14 protein-coding genes and 2 pseudogenes are annotated in these 21473 nt (G+C 71.5%); 10 read left to right on the top strand and 6 right to left on the bottom strand.

Annotation, left to right across the window (positions count from 1 at the left end; genetic code table 11):
• Window positions 1-32: 32 nt before the first annotated feature.
• Both ACFYWS_RS30480 and def read left to right on the top strand, forming a co-directional pair.
• Window positions 33-983 (top strand): cellulose-binding protein, encoded by a 951-nt coding sequence (locus ACFYWS_RS30480; protein ID WP_389281769.1) that lies wholly within the window; start codon window positions 33-35, stop codon window positions 981-983.
• Between the two features lie 105 nt (window positions 984-1088).
• The gene (gene def, locus ACFYWS_RS30475) at window positions 1089-1691 is read left to right on the top strand and encodes a peptide deformylase (protein WP_389281767.1); all 603 of its coding nucleotides are present in this window, start codon (window positions 1089-1091) and stop codon (window positions 1689-1691) included.
• 60 nt (window positions 1692-1751) lie between these two features.
• On the opposite strand, the pseudogene ACFYWS_RS30470 reads toward def, so the two are convergent.
• The 4 genes and pseudogenes from ACFYWS_RS30470 to ACFYWS_RS30455 form a co-directional block, all read right to left on the bottom strand.
• Window positions 1752-2279, bottom strand: a pseudogene (locus ACFYWS_RS30470) (RNA-guided endonuclease InsQ/TnpB family protein); the annotation flags it as partial.
• An 82-nt stretch (window positions 2280-2361) separates the two neighbouring features.
• On the bottom strand, window positions 2362-3999 hold the full coding sequence (locus ACFYWS_RS30465; protein WP_389281765.1) for a cation acetate symporter: 1638 nt from the start codon (window positions 3997-3999) through the stop codon (window positions 2362-2364).
• Window positions 3996-4346, bottom strand: coding sequence for a DUF485 domain-containing protein (locus ACFYWS_RS30460; RefSeq protein WP_389281763.1), 351 nt, complete (start codon window positions 4344-4346; stop codon window positions 3996-3998). The genes ACFYWS_RS30465 and ACFYWS_RS30460 overlap by 4 nt, the downstream gene beginning before the upstream one ends.
• A 116-nt stretch (window positions 4347-4462) precedes the next feature.
• On the bottom strand, window positions 4463-6031 hold the full coding sequence (locus ACFYWS_RS30455; RefSeq protein WP_389281762.1) for an MDR family MFS transporter: 1569 nt from the start codon (window positions 6029-6031) through the stop codon (window positions 4463-4465).
• Window positions 6032-6328: 297 nt separating this feature from the next.
• Here ACFYWS_RS30455 and ACFYWS_RS30450 point away from each other — a divergent pair, with 297 nt between their 5' ends.
• Both ACFYWS_RS30450 and ACFYWS_RS30445 read left to right on the top strand, forming a co-directional pair.
• Window positions 6329-7117 (top strand): ABC transporter ATP-binding protein, encoded by a 789-nt coding sequence (locus tag ACFYWS_RS30450; RefSeq protein WP_389281760.1) that lies wholly within the window; start codon window positions 6329-6331, stop codon window positions 7115-7117.
• 238 nt (window positions 7118-7355) lie between these two features.
• Window positions 7356-9941: an ABC transporter permease gene (locus tag ACFYWS_RS30445; protein WP_389282032.1), complete on the top strand. Its 2586-nt coding sequence runs from the start codon at window positions 7356-7358 to the stop codon at window positions 9939-9941.
• Window positions 9942-10362: 421 nt separating this feature from the next.
• On the opposite strand, the pseudogene ACFYWS_RS30440 reads toward ACFYWS_RS30445, so the two are convergent.
• Window positions 10363-10557, bottom strand: a pseudogene (locus tag ACFYWS_RS30440) (type II toxin-antitoxin system Phd/YefM family antitoxin); the annotation flags it as partial.
• A 182-nt stretch (window positions 10558-10739) separates the two neighbouring features.
• Between ACFYWS_RS30440 and mfd the strand changes: the two are divergent.
• The 3 genes from mfd to ACFYWS_RS30425 all read left to right on the top strand — a co-directional run bounded on the left by mfd (window position 10740) and on the right by ACFYWS_RS30425 (window position 15748).
• Window positions 10740-14273: a transcription-repair coupling factor gene (mfd, locus tag ACFYWS_RS30435; RefSeq protein WP_389281758.1), complete on the top strand. Its 3534-nt coding sequence runs from the start codon at window positions 10740-10742 to the stop codon at window positions 14271-14273.
• 140 nt (window positions 14274-14413) lie between these two features.
• On the top strand, window positions 14414-14929 hold the full coding sequence (locus tag ACFYWS_RS30430) for a hypothetical protein (protein ID WP_389281756.1): 516 nt from the start codon (window positions 14414-14416) through the stop codon (window positions 14927-14929).
• Between the two features lie 51 nt (window positions 14930-14980).
• Entirely contained in the window at window positions 14981-15748 is a 768-nt protein-coding gene (locus ACFYWS_RS30425) for an N-acetyltransferase (protein ID WP_389281754.1), read from the top strand.
• A gap of 111 nt (window positions 15749-15859) precedes the next feature.
• On the opposite strand, the gene ACFYWS_RS30420 is transcribed toward ACFYWS_RS30425, so the two are convergent.
• On the bottom strand, window positions 15860-16678 hold the full coding sequence (locus ACFYWS_RS30420) for a DUF4190 domain-containing protein (protein ID WP_389281753.1): 819 nt from the start codon (window positions 16676-16678) through the stop codon (window positions 15860-15862).
• A 226-nt stretch (window positions 16679-16904) separates the two neighbouring features.
• On the opposite strand from ACFYWS_RS30420, the gene ACFYWS_RS30415 reads away from it, so the two are divergent.
• From ACFYWS_RS30415 to ACFYWS_RS30405, 3 genes are all read left to right on the top strand, one after another.
• A complete protein-coding gene (locus ACFYWS_RS30415; RefSeq protein ID WP_389281751.1) occupies window positions 16905-19004 on the top strand; it encodes an N-6 DNA methylase in 2100 nt (699 codons plus the stop codon).
• A 202-nt stretch (window positions 19005-19206) separates the two neighbouring features.
• Window positions 19207-19827, top strand: coding sequence for a hypothetical protein (locus ACFYWS_RS30410; RefSeq protein WP_389281749.1), 621 nt, complete (start codon window positions 19207-19209; stop codon window positions 19825-19827).
• Entirely contained in the window at window positions 19824-21359 is a 1536-nt protein-coding gene (locus ACFYWS_RS30405; RefSeq protein ID WP_389281747.1) for a protein kinase, read from the top strand. Before ACFYWS_RS30410 ends, ACFYWS_RS30405 begins: the two co-directional genes overlap by 4 nt.
• Window positions 21360-21473: the final 114 nt, after the last annotated feature.

Raw genomic sequence — 21473 nt, 5'->3', positions numbered from 1 at the left:
CCGGTCGGTGCCTTGCCGGAGAGGGGATCCAGATGAGCGGTGCGGGTGGAGCGGAGTCGTCGCAGTACGGCTTCGTCGGCGTACGGGGCCGGGGGTACAGGCCCGAGCAGGTGGAGGCCGCCGCCGCCACGCTCTCCGGGGAACGGGACGAGGCCTGGGAGCGGGCCGCGTGCCTGACCGTCCTCGCCAAGGAGATGGAGGAGGAGGCCGAGCGACTGCGCGAGGCCGTCGCGAACCTCGCCCCGCAGACGTACGAGACGCTCGGCAAGCGGGCCCAGTACCTCCTGGAGCTGGCCGAGGAGGAGGACACGGCCGTGCGCGGCGCCGCGCTGGCCGACGCGCAGGCCGAGGCCGACGCCGCGCGGGCGGCGGCGGACGAGGCGCGGGACGACGCGCAGGCGCACTCCGACGAGGTGCGCGGCAAGGCGGAGGAGTACGCGCAGCGGCGCATCGCGGCCGGGCAGGCCGAGGCAGACGACATCCGGGTGTCCGCCCGGCGCGACGTGAAGGAGATGCGGGGCGAGTCCCTGGCGGCGCTGCGCGAGATGCGTGAGCGCACGGACGCGGCCCTCGCCGACCAGGCCAGGGAGCACGCCGAGCGGATCGAGGAGGCGGACCGGGAGGCGGCCGGGCAGGTGGCCGCGTCCGAGGCGTGGGAGGCGGGCGCCGTCGCCGAGGCCGAGGGCCGCCTGTCGGAGGCGAAGCGGACGCTCGGTGAGACCGAGGAGGAGGCGCGGCACGGCCAGGAGGACGCGGAGGCCGCGGCGGCGGAGCTGCTCGCGCAGGCACGCGCGCGTGCGGAGCGGATCGAGCGGGAGACGGAGTCGATCATCGAGGGTCACGAGGAGGAGCGCGAGGAGCTCCGCGCCCACATGGAGCATGTCCGCGCCTCCCTGGCCACCCTCACGGGCAAGGCCCCCGCCCCGGACCCCGCTGCTCAATCGCCGCAGGGGCTTGAAAAATCAAGCCCCGCCGGCGATTGAGGCGCGGGGTCCGGGGCGGAGCCCCGAGACGTGGGGACGGACGACCGCACCGTTTAAGGTTGGGCGGTCGGCAAGTGGGGCGCGGATGCGAAAGGTTGAGTCGACATGGGTGATGGCCAGCTGCCACCGGAGGTGGAGCGCGGTGCGGTCCGGCGTATCACGATCGTCGGCGAAGACGTTCTGCGGCGCCGCTGCGAACCTGTCACCGGCGCACACTTCGGCACACCCGAACTCGACCGCCTGATCGACGACATGTTCGCGACGAACCACGTGGCGCACGGCGCGGCCATCGCCGCCAACCAGGTCGACGTGGACCTCCAGCTGTTCGTCTACGACATGGAGGACGACTGGGGCGTGCGGCACACCGGCCACATCTGCAACCCCGTGCTCGACGAGCAGCCGCCGGCGGAGCGCAGGCTCATCGACGGGATGGAGGGCTGCCTCTCCGTGCCGGGTCCTTACAAGTCGGTGGCGCGCGCCGACCACACCGTGGTGCGCGGCCAGGACAAGGACGGCAGCCCGATCGTCGTCGAGGGCGACGGCTACTTCGCCCGCTGCCTCCAGCACGAGACGGACCATCTGTACGGTCGCCTCTACATCGACCGGCTCGCCAAGCGTGAACGCCGGGACGCGCTGCGGGAGATGGAGGAGCTGAAGGACGGCGTGCTCGCGCGCCGTGCCGAGCTGGCGGAGCGGCTCGGCAAATGACATGCTCCTCGGGCTGAAGCCCGAGGATTCTGGCCTTCCTGACCGAGTGCTGTGCCGCGACGCGGTACGGGCTTGGGTCGGGATTCCGTGGCTTCCTGTTTCTGCGCGCTGTGCCGGGACTGCTCCCGGTCTTACCGGCGCTCCGCAGGCCGATACCGCCAGTCCGGCGGCCGTCTTGATGTTGATCGCGGCGTCGATGTCCCGGTCATGAACGACCCCGCTAGCGGTACAGGTCCATTCCCGCACGCCCAGGGGTTTGGGTCCGTCCTTGACGCCGCAGGTGGAGCAGGTCTGGGAGGTTGGCTCCGGCGTCGTGCACGGACCTGGCCAGCCTGGTGCGCGTACCAGCCCCGCCACCGGCAGGTCCTCCACGGCGATCCCTTGGTTCTCGGAGATCAGCTTCGTGGAGAGTTGGTGGTGGAACTCGCGGCGCGCGTCGGCGACCTTGGTGTGTGCGCGGGCGACTTTCAGGCGGGCCTTGGCCCGGTTCTTGGATCCTTTCTGTTTGCGGGACAGCTCCCGCTGGGCCTTCTTCAGCTTCTTCTCCGCGCGCCGCAAAAAGCGCGGAGAGTCGATCTTCGTGCCGTCGGGACCACACCCTCTGTAACCGGGAACACCCGTTCGCCTCATCACTCTCGTCAGGGGCCAAGAAGTAGCGCCCGGGTCGCGCTCAGCGCCGCGTGCCCCCGCCCGGCGCCGTCGGCGAGCCCGCCAGGATCCACGCCTCCACGGCCTCGTACTGCTGCCGCTGCGCGTCGGCCCTGCGCCGGTCCGTGAGGACCGTGCCGAGCCAGCCGAACAGGAAGCCCAGCGGGATGGACACGACACCGGTCGTCGTGAACGGGAACCAGTTGAAGTCCATGCCGGGGAACGCCGAAGTGGGCGAGCCCGACACCAGGTTGGTCCCGGTCATCAGGACGGCGCAGGCGGCCGTGCCGCCGAGCAGCGTCCACAGCAGACCCGCGCGCGTGTAGCGGCGCCAGAAGAGGCTGTAGACGAGGGCCGGGGCGATGGCGGAGGCGCCCAGGCAGATCGAGAGCATGACCAGCGGTTGCAGGTTGCGGTGCTGGAACACGCAGGCGAGGGCGATCGCGAAGGCGCCGACGCCGAGGGCCGACATCCGGGCGATCGTCAGTTCCGTACGGTCCGTCAGCCCCCTTCTGGCGTACGCGATCACGTCGTGCGCCAGGGAGTTCGCGCAGGCCAGGATCATGCCCGCGACCGAGGCGAGGAGCGTCAGGAACAGCGCCGTGGTGACGGCGGTGAACAGCAGGGACTCGCCCGTGCTCGTCGTCGCGCCGAAGACCGCCCGCGCCCCGAGCAGATACGCCGTGTTGCCCTGCCGGTCGGCCTGGGCGATCGCCGGGGCGCCGAGCATCGCCGTCGCGCCGAAGGCGACCACGGAGATGACCAGGACGAAGAGGCCGACCGCGGACACCGCCCAGGTCATCGAGCGGCGCACCTCGCGCGCGTGCCGGGCCGTGTACATGCGCATCGTGACGTGCGGCAGCGCGGCTCCGCCGACCACCACCGTCAGCTCCGAAGTGATCATGTCGAGGCGGGGAGCGGGGCTGTGCGCGAACTGGAGGCCCGAGGTCAGATAGGCGTTGCCCGCGCCGCTGCCGCGCGCGGCGGCCGTGAGCAGGGTTCCGGGGTCCCAGTCGAAGCGGCGCAGGACGAGCAGGGCGATCACCACGCCCGAGCCGAGCAGCATCACGATCTTGAAGATCTGGATGACGGCGGTGCCCTTCATGCCGCCGATCGCCGCGTAGCTGATCATGAGCGCGCCGAGCGCGATCACGCAGGCCGTCTTGAAGGTCTCGTTGGTGAAGCCGAGCAGGAACGCCAACAGGTCGCCCGCGCCCGCCAGTTGGACCAGCATGATCGGCATCAGGGCCGCGAGCGTGGCCGCGCAGGCCGCCATCCGTACGGAACGTCCCGGCATCCGCCGCGCCAGCGTGTCGCCCATGGTGAACCGGCCCGCGTTGCGCAGCGGTTCGGCCAGCAGGAACATCAGCAGCATCAGGGAGAGTGCCGTGCTCAGGGCGAGCGCCACGCCGTCGTAGCCGAGCAGCGCGATGACGCCGCCGGTGCCGAGGACGGTGGCCGCGGAGATGTAGTCGCCCGCGATGGCCAGGCCGTTGCGGATCGGGCCGAGGTGGCCGAAGCCCGTGTAGAACTCCTGGAGGCCGTCGCGGTCGGGGCCGGTCATGATGCACAGCAGGAGCGTGATCGTCGCCACCGCCGTGAACGCGACCAGGGACATGGCGTCGGTGGACGCGGCGGCGACGGCCGGACCCGTGGTCATCGCGCGTAGCCCCCGTCCGTGCGGCACTGGCGGCGGATCCGGTGGAGGAGCGGGTCCACGCGGCGCCGCGCCGTGTACTCGTAGAGGAGCAACGCCAGGCAGGTGACGGGGAGTTGGCACAGGCCGATGAGCAGCCCTGTGGAGAGGCCGCCGGTGGCCGAGCGGTTCATCAGGCCCGGCGCGAACGCGGAGAGCAGCAGGAAGAGCGTGAAGTACCCGAGGGCCGTGAGCGTGGCGACGCGGCGCTGCCAGCGATAGGCGGTGCGCAGCAGGCGCAGTTCGCCGCTGGGGGCTTCGGGATGGCGCGGGAGACGGTGCGAGCGGGGTGAGTGCGGCTGGTACGACAACCCTGTTCTCCTTGCGTGGCTCGGGTCCGCCGGGGACTGGGTGGACCGCAGGGAGCGTGTGGGGAGCCGGAACGTTACTCGTAGGTAGAGGAGTTGGGGAGCGTTTGGATGAACGATCAGTCGGTGCCGGGCGACTTTTCTTGTACGTGAGGTGAGTGTTGCTGGTGGGGGACTTGTGCGGCGGATGACTTTTCCTGCCCGCTCGTCTCCGCTACGGGATCGGCGGGCTCCGCGTCCAGTACGGGGAAGCGCCGCGGGGCCAGCGTCAGGAGGACGAGCAGGGCGAGCGCGGCCGCGCAGGCCGCGCCGACGTACACCGAGTCGACGGCCGCGTCGATCGCCCGGCGCACCCCGTCGGCGCCGGTGTCCCGGGCCACCGAGTCGAGGTCGGCGCCGGGGCCGAGGCGGGCCGAGATCACTCCGTTGGCGACCGCGCCGAAGACGGCGGCGCCGGCCGTCTGCCCGATCTGCCGGTAGAAGAGCACCGACGCGGTGGCGGTGCCGCGCTCCTCCCAGCCGACCGTGGACTGCACGCCGACGATGAGCGGGAGCTGGAAGAGACCGAGGGCCGCGCCGAGCAACAGGCTCAGCAGCACCGGCTGCCAGACCTCGCCCGGGTACGGCAGCAGCAGCGGGAACGCGGCGAGCAGCACCAGCGCCCCCGCCATGCCGATCGCCGCCGTGTCACGGAAGCCGATCCTGCGGTACACGTGCTGGCTCAGGGCCGCCGAGACCGGCCAGCTCAGCGTCATGACGGAGAGCACGAAGCCGGCGGCCGTGGGGGACAGGCCGAGGACGGACTGCGCGTACGTCGGCAGGAACGCGGTCGGCGCCACCATCAGCAGGCCCATCGCGCCGAGCGTCAGATTGACCGCGGCGATGGTGCGCCGCCGCCACACCCAGCCCGGCAGGATCGGCTCGGCCACCCGCCGTTCGATCACGAAGACGGCGCCGATGAGCCCGACTCCCGTACAGAGCAGGGCGATCGAGGGCGCCGACCCCCACGCCCACGCGACGCCGCCCTGCACCAGCCAGGTCAGCAGCGCCCCACCGGCCGCGAACACCGCGAGCGCGCCCGCCCAGTCGATCCGCGGCCGCGCCGCCCCCTCCCGGTCCGCCCGGGGCTCGTGCAGATGCCGTACGAGGAGGAAGAGCGCGACGGCGCCGACCGGCAGGTTGATCAGGAAGATCCAACGCCAGCCCACGGACGAGGCGAGCAGCCCGCCCAGCGCCGGGCCGAGGACCGACGAAGTGGCCCATACGGTCGACAACTTGGCCTGGATCCTGGGCCGTTCCTTCAGGGGGTAGAGGTCGGCCGCCAGGGTCTGCACCGTCCCCTGGATCGCGCCGCCGCCCAGGCCCTGCACCACGCGGAAGGCGATCAGGGCGCCCATGTTCCACGCGGACGCGCACAGCAGCGAGCCGACCAGGAACAGCACGCTGCCCGCGATCAGGACGGGCTTGCGGCCGAAGGTGTCCGACAGCTTCCCGTACACGGGGAGGGTGACGGTGACCGCGAGCAGATAGCCCGAGAACAGCCAGGAGAAGACGGAGAAGCCGCCGAGGTCGCCGACGATCTGCGGCACCGCGGTCGAGACGATGGTCGTGTCGAGCGCGGCGAGCGCCATGCTCAGCATCAGCGCGGCGACGACGGCCGCGCGGCGGCGGCCGTTGGTTCCCTGCATGTGTTCCCCCTGCACGTATCTACGTCAGGAGCTTAGGCGGGTGGAGACGACCCTGAGTAGAGGTCCACCGAAGGGTGGACACCCCCTAAGGGAGCCTCCGTACAACGGGGCAGGGTCGGTTCGTCCCGCTGGAGGACGAGTGGGCGCGGGGGCCTTCGTAGCGTTTGGATGCGGGGGTTTACCCCCGGAAAAGAGGGGGCTTTTCCTCAACGCGCCGGGGCACCCCGCTCCACCAGACTTGAGCACACAGGCGTTGATCCCACGCATCCGACGCGTGACCGACTTAGGAGACTTACCGTGACTACGGCTGCAACCATTCCCGGGTACAGGGACACTGGACAGCACTCGGCCGTCGCCGCACGGGCGCGCCAGCTCGTGAAGGCGTACGGGACGGGGGAGACCCGAGTCGTCGCGCTGGACCACGTCGACGTGGACATCGCCCGCGGCCGCTTCACCGCGATCATGGGCCCGTCGGGCTCCGGCAAGTCGACGCTGATGCACTGCCTGGCGGGCCTGGACACGGTCACGTCGGGGCAGATCCTCCTCGACGAGACCGAGATCACCGGCCTCAAGGACAAGAAGCTCACCAAGCTGCGCCGGGACCGGATCGGCTTCATCTTCCAGGCGTTCAACCTGCTCCCGACGCTGAACGCGATCGAGAACATCACGCTCCCGATGGACATAGCGGGCCGCAAGCCGGACGCCGCGTGGCTGCGCCAGGTCGTCGAGACCGTGGGGCTCTCCGAGCGCCTGAAGCACCGGCCGACGCAGCTCTCCGGCGGGCAGCAGCAACGGGTCGCCGTGGCAAGGGCGTTGGCCTCCCGGCCGTCGATCATCTTCGGTGACGAGCCGACCGGAAACCTCGACTCACGCGCGGGCGCCGAAGTCCTCGGCTTCCTGCGCCGCTCCGTCGACGAGCTGGGCCAGACCATCGTGATGGTCACGCACGACCCGGTGGCCGCCTCGTACGCGGACCGTGTCCTCTACCTCGCGGACGGCCGCATCGTCGACGAGATGCAGCGCCCGACCGCCGAAGCCGTCCTCGACCGCATGAAGGACTTCGACGCACGGGGACGGACCTCGTGAGGACCGCCGACACCGTGACCTCCCTGTCGCGCGCCACAGTGGCGTCCGCGTCCTCGTGCGCCTGCCGCGCGCACGCCGGTGAGCGTCGGTCGTATGCCGGTTCCCGGCGCCGGGGGACGGACCTCGTGAGGACCGCCGACACCGTGACCTCGTGCGCCTGCCGCGCGCACGCCGATGAGTGCCGGCCGGGTGCCGGACCCGATGCCCGGGGGCGGACCTCGTGAGTGCCAACACCGTCATGAAGACGTCGCTGCGCAACTTCTTCGCGCACAAGGGCCGGATGGCCCTCTCGGCGGTCGCCGTGCTGCTCTCGGTCGCCTTCGTCACCGGGACCCTCGTGTTCACCGACACGATGGACAAGACCTTCGACAAGCTTTTCAGCGCCACCGCCTCCGACGTCACCGTCAGCCCCAAGGACGCCGACGTCGAGGGCAACGACACCGGGCGGCCCGAGGCCCTGTCCGCCGCCGCGCTCGCCACCGTCCGCAAGGCCGAGGGCGTCAAGACCGCCGAAGGCGCGGTCAGTTCGATGAACGTGACCGTGGTGGACTCCGAGAACAAGAACATGGGGTCCACCACCGGAGCGCCCACCATCGCGGGCAACTGGACGCACAACGACCTGCGTTCCATGGAGATCACCTCCGGTCACGCGCCGCGCGGCCCCACCGAGGTCATGGTCGACGCCGACACGGCGAAGAAGCACCACCTGAAGGCGGGCGACGAGCTGCGCACCATCGCGGCGACGGGCGACTTCAAGGCGAAGATCACCGGCATCGCCTCCTTCAGGATGACCAACCCCGGCGCCGCCGTCGTCTACTTCGACACGGCGACCGCCCAGCGCGAACTCATGGGCAAGACGGGCCAGTTCACCCAGATCAACGTCGCCGCCGACAGCGGTGTCAGCCACACGCAGCTCAAGAAGGACGTCGCCGCGGCCCTCGGCGCCGACGGCACGTACAAGATCCAGACCCAGCAGGAGTCCGCGGACGCCAACGCCTCCGACGTCGGCTCCTTCATGGACGTCATCAAGTACGCCCTGCTCGGCTTCGCCGGCATCGCCTTCCTCGTCGGCATCTTCCTGATCATCAACACGTTCTCGATGCTGGTCGCCCAGCGCACCCGCGAGATCGGCCTGATGCGCGCCATCGGCTCCTCGCGCAAGCAGGTCAACCGGTCCGTGCTCGTCGAGGCGCTGCTGCTCGGCGTCGTCGGCTCGGTGTTCGGCGTCGGCGCGGGCGTGGGCCTGGCCGTCGGCCTGATGAAGCTCATGTCGTCCATGGGCATGGAGCTGTCCACCGGCGACCTGACCGTGAAGTGGACGACCCCGGCGATCGGCCTGCTGCTCGGCGTCGTCGTCACCGTCCTCGCCGCGTACCTGCCGGCCCGTCGTGCGGGGAAGGTCTCCCCGATGGCCGCGCTGCGCGACGCGGGCACCCCGGCCGACGTCAAGGCGGGCGTCGTGCGCGGCGTCATCGGCCTCGTCCTCACGGGCGGCGGCGGCTTCGCGCTGTACCTCGCTTCGCAGGCCGACAAGGCGAGCCAGGGAGCGCTGTGGCTCGGCGCCGGCATCGTCGCCTCGCTCATCGGCTTCGTGGTCGTGGGCCCGCTGCTCGCCGGCATCGTGGTCCGCGTCATCAGCGCCGTACTGCTGCGGATGTTCGGCTCGGTGGGCCGCATGGCCGAGCGCAACGCGCTGCGCAACCCGCGCCGCACCGGCGCCACCGGCGCGGCCCTGATGATCGGCCTCGCGCTCGTCGCCTGCCTCTCCGTCGTCGGCTCCTCGATGGTGGCCTCGGCGACCGACCAGCTCGACAAGTCGGTGGGCGCCGACTTCATCGTCGAGCCCAGCAACGGCGGCATCACGCCGCAGGCGGCCGCGGCCCTGAAGAAGGTCGAGCAGAGCGGGTCCGTCTCCCATGTCACCGAGGTCAAGTTCGTCAAGGCGACGCTGACCACGCCCTCCGGCGTCAAGGAGAAGGAGGAGCTCTCCGCGGCGAGCCCGACCTACGCCGAGGACCTGCGGCGCGAGACGACCGCCGGGCAGCTCTCGGCGGCGTACGGGAAGAACGCGATGTCGGTCGGCTCGGAGTTCGCCGCGAAGCGCCACATCAAGGTCGGCGACCGGATGACCGTCGCCTTCGACCACGGGCGGACCGTCAAGCTCAGGGTCGCGGCGATCACCCAGGACAAGGACGCCGTGTTCGACAAGGGCGCGATGTACACGAACGTGGCGACCGCCGCCCAGTACGTGCCCGCGGACCGGCTGCCGCTGAACGGCATGATGTTCGCGAAGGCCGCGGGCAGCGACGACAGCGCCAAGGCCGCCCAGGCGTACAAGGCACTGAAGGCGTCCGTCGCCTCCGACCCGACCGTCAAGGTCAGGGACCAGACCGACTACAAGGAGACGCTGAAGGACCAGATAGGCCAGCTCCTGAACATGATCTACGGGCTGCTCGCGCTCGCGATCATCGTGGCGGTGCTCGGTGTGGTGAACACGCTGGCCCTGTCCGTGGTCGAGCGGACCCGCGAGATCGGCCTGATGCGGGCCATCGGGCTCTCGCGCCGGCAGCTGCGCCGCATGATCCGCCTGGAGTCGGTGGTCATCGCCGTCTTCGGCGCGCTCCTCGGCCTCGGTCTCGGCATGGGCTGGGGCGCGACGGCCCAGCAGCTCCTGGCCCTTGAGGGCCTCGGCGTCCTGGAGATCCCCTGGCCGACGATCATCGGCGTCTTCATCGTCTCGGCCTTCGTGGGCCTCTTCGCGGCGATGGTCCCGGCGTTCAGGGCGGGGCGGATGAACGTACTGGGGGCGATCGCGACCGAGTAGGGCTTTTGTGGCGGGGGAGCGGGGCGGGCCCGGGGAGCATGTGCTTCCCGGGCCCACCCGTTTCATGCGCGGAGCACCTGGACGTCGTACTTGGGGATCCACGCGTTGCGCGTGATGATCGTCAGACCCTCCGCCTGGGCCTGGGCGACGAGCATGCGGTCGAAGAGCGTGGTTGTGCATGCCGTGGTCCAAGGTGATGGGCAGCGGCTTGAACTGCAGATCACGGACGCGCCCGGGCAGTCCCGGCACCTCCGCCAGCTTGCCCAGGGAGTGTTTGAGGGAGATCTCCCAGGGCGTCACCGCGCTCATGTGCACGGCGGGCTCCGTCCGCAGCAGTTCCTTGAGGTCGTCGGACAGCTCGGGCGAGGCACCGAGCCACCAGAGCGCGATGTGGGTGTCGATCAGATACGCCATCGAGTGGTCACCGCATCCCGAATGCTTCGGCGATGTCGTCCGGAAGCTCATCGAAGTCGTCGGGGATGTGGATCTGGCCGCGAAGCGCTCCGTAGTCGGTGCGGTTGGCCATTTCCTTGAGCGGAACCACCTTCGCCACCGGATGTCCTGCCCGGCTGATGATGACTTCCTCCCCTGTCTCCACCAGTTGCAATATGCGGGAGAAGTGGGTCTTGGTAGGAACGGACTAGGGCCGTGGTTCCAAGGTAGCCCGCCTCCCCCTCCGGGTCGGCGCCTTCCCTCTGACGGGTGACGGGCTCCCCGGCGACGTACCCTGGAAACCCCCGGCCCGTCCCACGTGTCGGGCCCTTTGCGTTGCCCACTGACCCGGGATGGATCTTCTCCATGAGCCTGCACGGATTGCTCGACGCCGTCGTCAAGGACGCGGCACTCGTTGAAGCGGTGAAGGCCGCGGGTGACGGCAACCGGATGCACGTCGACCTGGTGGGGCCGCCCGCGTCCCGCCCCTTCGCGATCGCCGCGCTCGCCCGCGAGGCGAAGCGGCCCGTCCTCGCGGTGACCGCGACCGGCCGCGAGGCCGAGGACCTGGCCGCCGCGCTGCGCTCGCTGCTGCCGGAGAGCGGGGTCGTCGAGTACCCGTCGTGGGAGACGCTGCCGCACGAGCGGCTCAGCCCGCGGTCGGACACCGTCGGCCGGCGCCTCGCCGTGCTGCGCCGCCTGGCGCACCCGAGGACCGACGACCCGGAGACCGGCCCGGTCTCCGTCGTCGTCGCGCCCATCCGCTCCGTGCTGCAACCGCAGGTCAAGGGGCTCGGCGACCTGGAGCCCGTGGCCCTGCGCACCGGGCAGAGCGCCGACCTGGAGGAGACCGTCCAGGCGCTGGCAGCGGCGGCGTACGCACGGGTCGAACTCGTCGAGAAGCGCGGCGACTTCGCCGTGCGCGGCGGCATCCTCGACGTCTTCCCGCCGACAGAGGAGCACCCCCTCCGCGTCGAGTTCTGGGGCGACGACATCGAGGAGATCCGGTACTTCAAGGTCGCCGACCAGCGCTCCCTCGAAATCGCCGAGCACGGACTGTGGGCCCCGCCCTGCCGCGAGCTGCTGCTCACGGACGACGTCCGCGCCAGGGCGGCGGAGCTCGCCGAACAACACCCTGAGCTGGGCGAACTGCTCGGCAAGATCGCCGAGGGGATCGCCGTCGAGGGCATGGAGTCCCTCGCCCCCGTCCTCGTCGACGACATGGAACTGCTGCTCGACGTGCTGCCCGCCGGGTCCATGGCCATGGTCTGCGACCCGGAGCGGGTCCGTACGCGCGCCGCGGACCTGGTGGCCACGAGCCAGGAGTTCCTCCAGGCGTCGTGGGCGGCCTCGGCGACCGGCGGCAAGGCCCCCATCGACGTGGGCGCCGCGTCCCTGCGGGCCATCGCGGACGTCCGGGACCGGGCGCGCGAGCTCGGGATGATGTGGTGGTCGGTGTCCCCGTTCGCGGCGGACACCGCGGAGGGGGAGGCCGACACCCTCCAGCTCGGCATGCACGCCCCGGAGACGTACCGCGGTGACACCGCCCGCGCGCTCGCCGACACCAAGGGCTGGCTCGCCGACGGCTGGCGCGCGGTCTACGTCACCGAGGGCCACGGCCCCGCGGCCCGCACCGTCGAGGTGCTCGGCGGCGAGGGCATCGCGGCCCGCCTGGAGAAGGACCTCGGCGAACTCGCCCCGTCCGTCGTCCAGGTGTCCTGCGGCAGCCTCGAATTCGGTTTCGTGGACCAGGGGTTGAAGCTCGCCGTCCTCACCGAGACCGACCTCACCGGGCAGCGCGCCGCCGGCAAGGAAGGCGCCCGGATGCCCGCGCGGCGCCGCAAGACCATCGACCCGCTCACCCTCGAATCCGGCGACTACATCGTGCACGAGCAGCACGGCGTCGGCCGCTACATCGAGATGGTGCAGCGCACGGTGCAGGGCGCGACCCGCGAGTACCTCGTCGTCGAGTACGCGCCCGCCAAGCGCGGCCAGCCCGGCGACCGCCTCTACATCCCCACCGACCAGCTGGAGCAGATCACCAAGTACGTGGGTGGTGAGGCCCCGACGCTGCACCGCCTGGGCGGCGCCGACTGGACGAAGACGAAGGCGAAGGCCAAGAAGGCCGTCAAGGAGATCGCGGCCGACCTGATCAAGCTGTACAGCGCGCGCATGGCGGCGCCGGGACACGCCTTCGGCACGGACACCCCATGGCAGCGCGAGCTGGAGGACGCGTTCCCGTACGTGGAGACGCCCGACCAGCTGACCACGATCGCCGAGGTCAAGGAGGACATGGAGAAGACGGTCCCGATGGACCGCCTGATCTGCGGCGACGTCGGCTACGGCAAGACGGAGATCGCGGTCCGCGCTGCCTTCAAGGCGGTCCAGGACGGCAAGCAGGTCGCGGTCCTCGTGCCCACGACCCTCCTCGTCCAGCAGCACTTCGGGACGTTCACCGAGCGGTACGGCCAATTCCCCGTCAGCGTCAAGGCGTTGAGCCGCTTCCAGACGGAGACCGAGTCGAAGGCGACCCTCGAAGGGCTGCGGGACGGCTCGGTCGACATCGTCATCGGCACGCACCGGCTGTTCTCCTCCGAGACCAAGTTCAAGGACCTGGGCCTGGTCATCGTCGACGAGGAGCAGCGGTTCGGCGTCGAGCACAAGGAGCAGCTGAAGAAGCTGCGGGCCAACGTCGACGTGCTGACGATGTCGGCGACCCCCATCCCCCGTACGCTCGAAATGGCGGTCACCGGCATCCGTGAGATGTCGACGATCACGACGCCGCCCGAGGAGCGCCACCCGGTCCTGACCTTCGTCGGCCCGTACGAGGAGAAGCAGATCGGCGCCGCGATCCGCCGCGAGCTGCTGCGCGAGGGCCAGGTCTTCTACATCCACAACCGGGTCGAGTCCATCGACAGGGCGGCGGCGAGGCTCCGCGCGATCGTGCCGGAGGCGCGGATCGCGACGGCGCACGGCCAGATGTCCGAACAGGCCCTGGAACAGGTCGTCGTGGACTTCTGGGAGAAGAAGTTCGACGTGCTCGTCTCCACGACGATCGTCGAGTCCGGCATCGACATCTCCAACGCCAACACCCTCATCGTCGAACGCGGCGACAACTTCGGCCTCTCCCAACTCCACCAGCTGCGCGGCCGCGTGGGCCGTGGCCGCGAGCGCGGCTACTCCTACTTCCTCTATCCGCCCGAGAAGCCCCTCACCGAGACCGCGCACGAACGCCTCGCCACCATCGCCCAGCACACGGAGATGGGCGCGGGCATGTACGTCGCGATGAAGGACCTGGAGATCCGCGGAGCCGGAAACCTCCTCGGCGGCGAACAGTCCGGGCACATCGCGGGCGTCGGCTTCGACCTGTACGTACGCATGGTGGGCGAGGCGGTCGCCGACTACCGGGCCCAGATGGAAGGCGGCGTGCAGGAGGAGCCGCCGCTGGAGGTCAAGATCGAGCTCCCGGTCGACGCGCACGTCCCGCACGACTACGCGCCCGGCGAGCGGCTGCGCCTTCAGGCCTACCGGGCCATCGCCTCCGCGAACACGGAGGACGACGTCAAGCAGGTCCGCGAGGAGCTCGTCGACCGCTACGGCAAGCTGCCGGAACCGGTGGAGAACCTGCTGCTCGTGGCGGGCTTGAGGATGCTGGCGCGGGCCTGCGGGGTCGGCGAGATCGTGCTCCAGGGCAACAACGTCCGCTTCGCGCCCGTGGAGCTGCGGGAGTCCCAGGAACTCCGCCTCAAGCGCCTCTACCCCGGCACGGTCATCAAGTCGTCCACCCACCAGCTCCTCGTCCCGCGCCCGAAGCCGCAGAAGATGGGCGGCAAGCCGGTGGTCGGCCGGGAACTGCTGGCGTGGGTCGGCGAGTTCCTGGCGTCGATCCTGGGGGCGTAGGGCGGCTGAACGACGGGTGGGGCGGGCAGGGGGCCCGCCCCACCGGCACCAGAAAACCGAAGAGGCTCCCCGTGTGACGCCTCGTGGATTACTGTGCGCGACGACCGCAGTTCTTCACGCTTCCTCCATACGGGGTCCACATGTTCAACAGATCTGGTCGGCCGTCGATACGCAGACGCTCCGCGGGCTTCGCCGCCGCCTGGGCGGTCGCACTGTCCCTGGCCGTCGGCGCCTGCGGGTCCGGCTCCAGCACGGACGACGCCGCCGACACGCGGCCCACCAAGTCCGTCTCCGCGACGCCGACTCCCAGCCCCACCCCCTCCACGGAGTCCCCCACTCCCACTCCCACTCCGACTCCTACTCCGACCCGCACCACGCACTCGCCCACCCCGAAGGCGACCCCCACACCTACGCCGGCGAAGACCCGGGCCCCCGCGCCCACCCCGACGCGGACCGAGGCCCCGGCACCCGTCCGTACGACAGCCGCCCCGAAGCCGGCCGCTCCCACCTGCGAGATCGTCTCCAACGCGGGCAACTGCTACAACGCGGGCCAGTTCTGCCGCAACGCCGACGTCGGCCGCACCACGCACGCCGCCAACGGCCGGATCGTCAAGTGCACCCTCAGCTCCGGTTCCAACCGCTGGGTCTACGTCTGATGTGAAGGAAAACCGGCTGCGGCGCCGCCCCGTCCGCTGCACGATGTGCGCATGAATCCCGACCCGGGCACCGATCCGACGATCACCACCCTCGCCGAGCGCCCCGAACTCGCGCTCCCCATGTGGACGATGCCGGACACCTGGCCCGCGTTCATCGGGCACGACCTGTGCGCCGGGATCTTCCTGCGGCGCATCTGGCAGGAGCTGCCCGAGTACGCGTTCGTGGCGACGGACGCCGCAGGGGCGGTGGTCGCCAAGGCGTACAGCGTGCCGTTCGCGCTGCACGCCGAGGGGCGGCGCGGGGCGCTGCCGGACGGCGGCTGGGACCAGGTGTTGCAGTGGGCGTTCGCCGACCGGGCCGACGGGGTCGCGCCCGACACCGTGAGCGCCATCGAGATCGCCGTCACGCCGGGGCTCCAGGGGCGCGGCCTGTCGGGGCGGATGCTCGCGGCGATGCGGGAGAACGCGCGTGCCCGCGGGTTCGGCGAGGTAGTCGCGCCCGTGCGGCCGAGCGCCAAACACCTCGAACCCGAGGCGCCCATCGGCGAATACGCGTTCCGGGTGCGGGAGTCGGACGGCCTGCCGCACGATCCGTGGCTGCGGGTGCATGTGCGGGCGGGCGGCGTCATCGAGAAGGTCGCGCCCGCGTCCATGGTCGTGGCCGGGTCGCTGGAACAGTGGCGGGAGTGGACCGGGCTGCCCTTCGAGAAGGAGGGGCCCGTCGAGGTGCCCGCCGCGCTGGTGCCGGTGCGCTGCGAGCCCGGGCACGGCTACGCCGTGTACGTCGAGCCGAACGTATGGGTGCGGCACGCCCTGTGAATCTCGCCCTGTGAATCTCGCCTGTGAACCACCCGCGCCCCGTGAACACGCGGACGCGGCACGCGCGTTGAGCGCGTGCCGCGTCCACCCCCCCCCATTTTCTGAAGCCGGTTACAACTTCAGGTCCCATTGCGAGCCGTCGTAGTCGAAGCCCGGCGTGACCTCGACGGTCAGGTTCTTCGCGGCCGCCGGGGCGTCGAAGCCATAGACGACCGTGGCCTTCTTGCCGGGCAGGATCGTGCCGCTGAACGCGTCGCCGACGTTGTCGTCGAAGATCTGCTCCGCCTTGGTGCCGTCCTTGCCGGCGCGGGCGTCGGCGGTCAGCAAGGTCGCGTCGAACTTCTCCTTGGAGTCGTTCGTGACGGTGACGGTGACCTTGTACGCGTGGTTGCCGTTCTTGTGGCCCGCCGCGAACTCGCTCGGGCTGAACGTGACCGCGTTGGAGACCGAGACGGTCAGGTCGTCGTCGTAGACCACGGAGTCGCCCGCGGCGAGCGTCTTGCCCCCGGCCGGCTCGTCCTCGGACTTGTCGGCGCCGGAGTCCTTGCCGGACGTGCCCTTGGCCTTCGTGTCGGACACCGACTTGTTGAGCTCGTCGACCAGGTCGTCCGCCGCCTTGAACGTCGTGTACGCACCGAAGACCGCGAGGCCCATGGCCACGATGCCGAGGATCGCCCCGGTCAGGGCGACGCCCTTGTTCGTGGCCTCGCCGCGCTTGGCCCTGCCGCGCCCCGTCAGGCCCAGGATCAGGGCGATCACGCCGAGCAGCCCGGCCAGCCAGAACAGCAGCGGGATCAGCCCCGACAGGGCGCCGATGACACCGAGGATCAACGCGGCCGTCCCCAGCCCGTTGCGCGCGACCTGCCGCGGCGGCTGCTGCTGGAACGGCGGGTACTGGGGGTACTGCTGTTGCGGCTGGGTCTGGGACATAGCTGTTCCTCCGAGATGAGAGAAGCCAACCTCCCCCCGGCTTCCGTGTATCCGGCGGTTGGCTGAGGCAATAACAGCACTGCCTGTGAACCGAGTCAACCTCGTTCACAAAACTTCATGCGCTCACGGCTGTGAATGCGGGTCTTACGCGGGAGTCTGTATGGTCGGTCGCACAGGCACGTCAGGACGCAACGGCGGGACAGGCGTCCGGAGAGGAGTCGGCTCGGTGCAGGACAACGCGACAGAGGTGACGGCCGCGGGAATCGCCCGGCTCGCCGGGGTGGGCCGCGCCGCCGTCAGCAACTGGCGCCGCAGGCACGCGGACTTCCCCAGGCCGGTCGGCGGCACCGAGACCAGCCCCTCCTTCGCGCTCACCGAGGTCGAGGAGTGGCTGCGCGACCAGGGCAAGCTCGCCGAGGTCCCGCTGCGCGAGCGCGTGTGGCAGCAGCTCGCGGGACACCCGGCGGGGCCCGTCGCCGCCCTCCTGCACACCGGCTGCGCCCTGCTGCTCGTCCACGACCGGCCCACCGAATGGCTCGCGCTCGCCGCGACCGACAAGGACCGGGACCTGGCCCACCGCCTGTCGGCCGCCCTCGAAGGCGTCCTCACCCCACGCTTCGGCCATGCCACGGAGCGGGCGGTCGGCACACCGTCGCCCGCCGACCTGCTGCCGTCGGTGCCGCTGCTGCGCGGCGCCACCGAACTCGCCGCGGAGCTGGGCGCCCGCGGCACCTTCGCGTTCCTGCTCGGTCGGCACCTCGACGCCAACCCGCGTCAGTACACGCTCACCCCGCAGGGCCCCGCCGAACTGATGGCCGCGCTCGCGGGCCCCGCCACCACCGCCCTCGACCCGGCCTGCGGCACCGGCGCCCTCCTCGACGCCGTGCGCGCCCACGCCCCACGGCCCGGCCGCACCCTGTACGGCCAGGACGCCTCCGCCGAACTCGCCGCGCTCACCGCGCTACGCCTCGCCCTCGACGGCAACGGCGGGACGGACGCCCCGGCCGTGCGCACCGCCGCCGCCGACACCCTGCGCGCCGACGCACTGAGCGACGTACGGGCCGACGTGGTGCTCGCCCACCCGCCGTTCAACGAGCGCGGCTGGGGGCACGACGAGCTGGCCTACGACCCGCGCTGGGAATACGGCCTGCCCGCCCGCACCGAGTCCGAACTGGCCTGGGTGCAGCACGCGTTGGCACGCCTGAAGGACGGCGGCAGCGCCGTCCTCCTGATGCCGCCCACCGTCGCCTCGCGCCGCTCGGGCCGCCGGATCCGCGCCGACCTGCTGCGCCGCGGCGCCCTGCGCGCGGTGATCGCACTGCCCGCGGGAGCCGTCCCGCCCAACAACATCCCACTGCACCTGTGGGTGCTGCGCCGCCCCGGCACGAGCGCGCCCGTCACCCCCGAACTGCTCCTCGTCGACACGGCCGCGCTCGCCGAATCCGGCGACGTACGGGAGCAGCAGGTGTGGGACGAGGTGCGGGCCGCCGTGCTCGACGCCTGGCGCGCCCACGACCGGGACGGCTCCCTGGAGGAGCAGCCGGGCCTCGCCCGCTCCGTACCGGTCATCGACCTGCTCGACGACGAGGTCGACCTCGCGCCCGCCCGCCGCCTGCCCCCGCCGGCCGCGGGCGGCGGCGCCGCGCAACTCACCTCCGTACGCGAGGAGCTCGCCGACACGCTGCGGCTGACCACGGAACTCGCCCCGCGAGCCATCCCCGGGACCACCGCCCCGGCCCGCTGGCCACTGACCACCGTCGGCGAACTCGCGCGCGCGGGCGCCCTGACGCTGCGCACCGCGGCGGCGGGCAGCGGACCGGGAGGGCACGCGCGCGTACCCGTGCTCACCGACCACGACGTGCTGACGAGCACCGCGCCCTCCGGCGGCGCCCACGCCGCGGAGGACGACCCCGTGATCCTCGAAGCCGGGGACGTCGTCGTGCCGGTGGTCGGCGGCGCCGCCGCGGTCCGCGTCGTCGACGAGGCGGACGCGGGCGCCGCGCTCGGCAGAGGCCTGGCCCTCCTGCGGCCCGAACCGGCCGCGCTCGACCCGTGGTTCCTCGCCGGCTTCCTGCGCTCCACCGCCAACAACCGTCAGGCCTCCAGCTACGCCTCCACCGCCACCCGCCTCGACGTCCGCCGCCTCCAGCTCCCACGCCTCCCCCTCGCGGAACAGGCCGACTACGGCAAGCACTTCAAATCCCTCGCCACCTTCGAGGACACCCTCCGCCGCGCGTCCCGCCTCGGCGAACAACTCGTCCAGGGCCTCCACGACGGCCTGACGGCGGGCACACTGCCACCGGATTCAAGCCCCTGCGGCGATTGAGCAGCGGGGTCCGGGGCGGAGCCCCGCGGCGTAGGACCGGCCCAGCAGCGCCGGAGGCAACCGTTCCACCGCCCCCGGTGTGAGCAGAGCGACATCCGTTCCGTACAACCCCGGGCCCGATGTCCGAGTCCGCCTATACGCTCAAAGGAACCGGCATCGCATTGCCGTGCGTCCTACCCCGGACGAGTGACCAGGAGCTGCCATGTATGGGCCCGGCGCGGTGCCGCCCCGACGCGAGAGCGACGGTACGGCCATCACCCTGAGGGTGCTGTTCCCTGCGCTGTCCGTGCTCACTTGCGGCGTGCTCTCCTGCGCCCCGCTGTTCCGCATCGCGGTGCTGCGGCGCAGGCCGCTCGACTGGGCCCTGGCCATCGCCTCCCTGCCGGTCAGCATCACGCTGTTCGGCATCGTCGGCTCGCTGCCGGAGGAGGACACGCGCACCGACGTCGCCCTCGCCCTGCTCCTGCTCATCGCGCTGGGCAGCGCCGTGTACTTCCTCGTCTACGACATACGCAGGCTGCCCACCGCGCCTTCGCTGACCGGGTACGCGCCGAGGCCACCGGCCGGGCCCTCCGCCTACGGACACCCGCAGCCACAGCGGCAGCAGCCCTGGCCCGCCGCGCCGCCGCAGACGCACGCGATGCCCCCGCGGCCCCCCATGAACACGGCCACACCCACACCCACACCCGCGCCTGCCCCCGCGCCCACCCCGCCGCCCGCGCCGCCGCAGAACCAGGCCCCGCCGCCGCACCGCATCGACCAGGTCCGCGCCGAGCTGGACGAGCTGAGCGACTACCTGCGCAAGCAGGACGGCGGCCGGTGACCGGGCAGCCCCGGGCCGGCGGCCGCGTCGTCGCAGGGCGCTACGAACTGTCCACGCTCATCGGCCAGGGCGGCATGGGCCAGGTCTGGACGGCGTACGACCAGCGCCTCGACCGCCGCGTCGCCGTCAAGCTCGTGCGCCCCGACCGCGTCGCCGGCGCCGAGGCCGACGAGCTGCGCCGCCGCTTCCTGCGCGAATGCCGCGTCACCGCACAGGTCGACCACCCCGGCCTGGTCACCGTGCACGACGCGGGCGCCGAGGACGACGAGCTCTACCTCGTCATGCAGTACATCGACGGCGCCGACCTCGCCGACCACCTCGCCGAACACAGCCCCTTCCCCTGGCCCTGGGCAGTCGCCGTCGCCGCGCAACTGTGCGCCGTGCTCTCCGCCGTGCACGCCGTGCCGATCGTGCACCGCGACCTCAAGCCACGGAACGTCATGGTCAAGCAGGACGGCACGCTCACCGTCCTCGACCTCGGCGTCGCCTCCGTCCTCGACACCGACACCACCCGCCTCACCCACACCGGATCACCCATCGGCACACCCGCCTACATGGCGCCCGAGCAGGCGATGGGCGGCGCCGTCGGCCCGCACACCGACCTGTACGCGCTCGGCGTACTGCTGCACGAACTCCTCAGCGGCGACGTGCCGTTCGCGGGCACCACCGCCCTCGGCATCCTCCACCGCCACCTCTACGAAGCCCCCGTCCCGGTCCGCCAACTGCGCCCCGAAGTACCGCAGGCCCTGGAACACCTGGTGCTGCGCCTGCTCGCCAAGGACCCGCAGGACCGCCCGGCCTCCGCCCAGCAGACCTACGAGGAACTGCTCCCGCTGCTGCCCGCCCGCGGCGTCCCCACCGGCCGCCCGCTCGACCCCACCCGCCCCTTCCTGCGCCCGCACGCCCCCTGGCCCGACCGCGCCGTCACCCCGGCACCGCAGCCCGCCGGAACCGACGTCCAGGGCGACCGCCCCGACGTGGCACGGGCCGTCGACGAAGTGAAGGTGCTGCTCGGCGAAGGCCGCATCACCCAGGCCGTCGACATCCTCGGCGCGATCCTGCCCGCCGCGGCCGCCCAGCACGGCGAGCACTCACCCGTCGTCCGCACCCTGCGCAAGCAGTACGCGGCCACCCTCATGGACGACGGCCAGTACCGGCGCGCCCTGCCCGAACTGCGCCGCCTCGCCGACGAACGCGCCGCCGAGGCCGGCCACGCCGACCCGCAGTCCCTCCAGTTCCGCTACGAGGCCGCCCAATGCCTCGAAGCCCTCGGCGAACCCGCCGCGGCGCTCGCCGAATACCGCTCCCTCCTCCCGTACTACGAGAACCAGTACGCCACCACGGACCTCAGGCTCGCCCTCGAAGTACGCCGCCGCATCGGCCAGTTGCTGCTCTCCGTAGGCGACAGGGGCGCGGCCCACGCGACGCTGACCCGGCTGCTGCACGACGCCGAACGACTGCACGGACCCGGCCACCCGTTTCCCGCCGAGGTGCGCCGCACACTGCAGTGGCTGGGCCAGGTCAGAGGCTGACCCCCGGCACCTTTCGGTACCTCCGGTACCTCAACTCATGGCGAATCGTTGTCGAATAGGTGGCCTAGCAAGCGGTCACTGCCTAACATCGATCAACGCCGGACTTTGTGCACC

Origin of the sequence: Streptomyces sp. NPDC002795 (assembly GCF_042888725.1) — a bacterium.
GTDB lineage: Bacteria > Actinomycetota > Actinomycetes > Streptomycetales > Streptomycetaceae > Streptomyces.
Note: the sequence above shows the minus strand (reverse complement) of the source record. Positions and strands in the feature narration are given on the sequence as shown.

Excerpts from the sequence above, each read along its gene's own strand:
- mfd (WP_389281758.1), top strand. The coding sequence starts at position 10,740 with ATGAGCCTGCACGGATTGCTCGACGCCGTCGTCAAGGACGCGGCACTC.
- ACFYWS_RS30430 (WP_389281756.1), top strand. The coding sequence starts at position 14,414 with ATGTTCAACAGATCTGGTCGGCCGTCGATACGCAGACGCTCCGCGGGC.
- ACFYWS_RS30420 (WP_389281753.1), bottom strand. The coding sequence starts at position 16,678 with ATGTCCCAGACCCAGCCGCAACAGCAGTACCCCCAGTACCCGCCGTTC.
- def (WP_389281767.1), top strand. The coding sequence starts at position 1,089 with ATGGGTGATGGCCAGCTGCCACCGGAGGTGGAGCGCGGTGCGGTCCGG.
- ACFYWS_RS30410 (WP_389281749.1), top strand. The coding sequence starts at position 19,207 with ATGTATGGGCCCGGCGCGGTGCCGCCCCGACGCGAGAGCGACGGTACG.
- ACFYWS_RS30445 (WP_389282032.1), top strand. The coding sequence starts at position 7,356 with ATGAAGACGTCGCTGCGCAACTTCTTCGCGCACAAGGGCCGGATGGCC.
- ACFYWS_RS30465 (WP_389281765.1), bottom strand. The coding sequence starts at position 3,999 with ATGACCACGGGTCCGGCCGTCGCCGCCGCGTCCACCGACGCCATGTCC.
- ACFYWS_RS30480 (WP_389281769.1), top strand. The coding sequence starts at position 33 with ATGAGCGGTGCGGGTGGAGCGGAGTCGTCGCAGTACGGCTTCGTCGGC.
- ACFYWS_RS30425 (WP_389281754.1), top strand. The coding sequence starts at position 14,981 with ATGAATCCCGACCCGGGCACCGATCCGACGATCACCACCCTCGCCGAG.
- ACFYWS_RS30455 (WP_389281762.1), bottom strand. The coding sequence starts at position 6,031 with ATGCAGGGAACCAACGGCCGCCGCCGCGCGGCCGTCGTCGCCGCGCTG.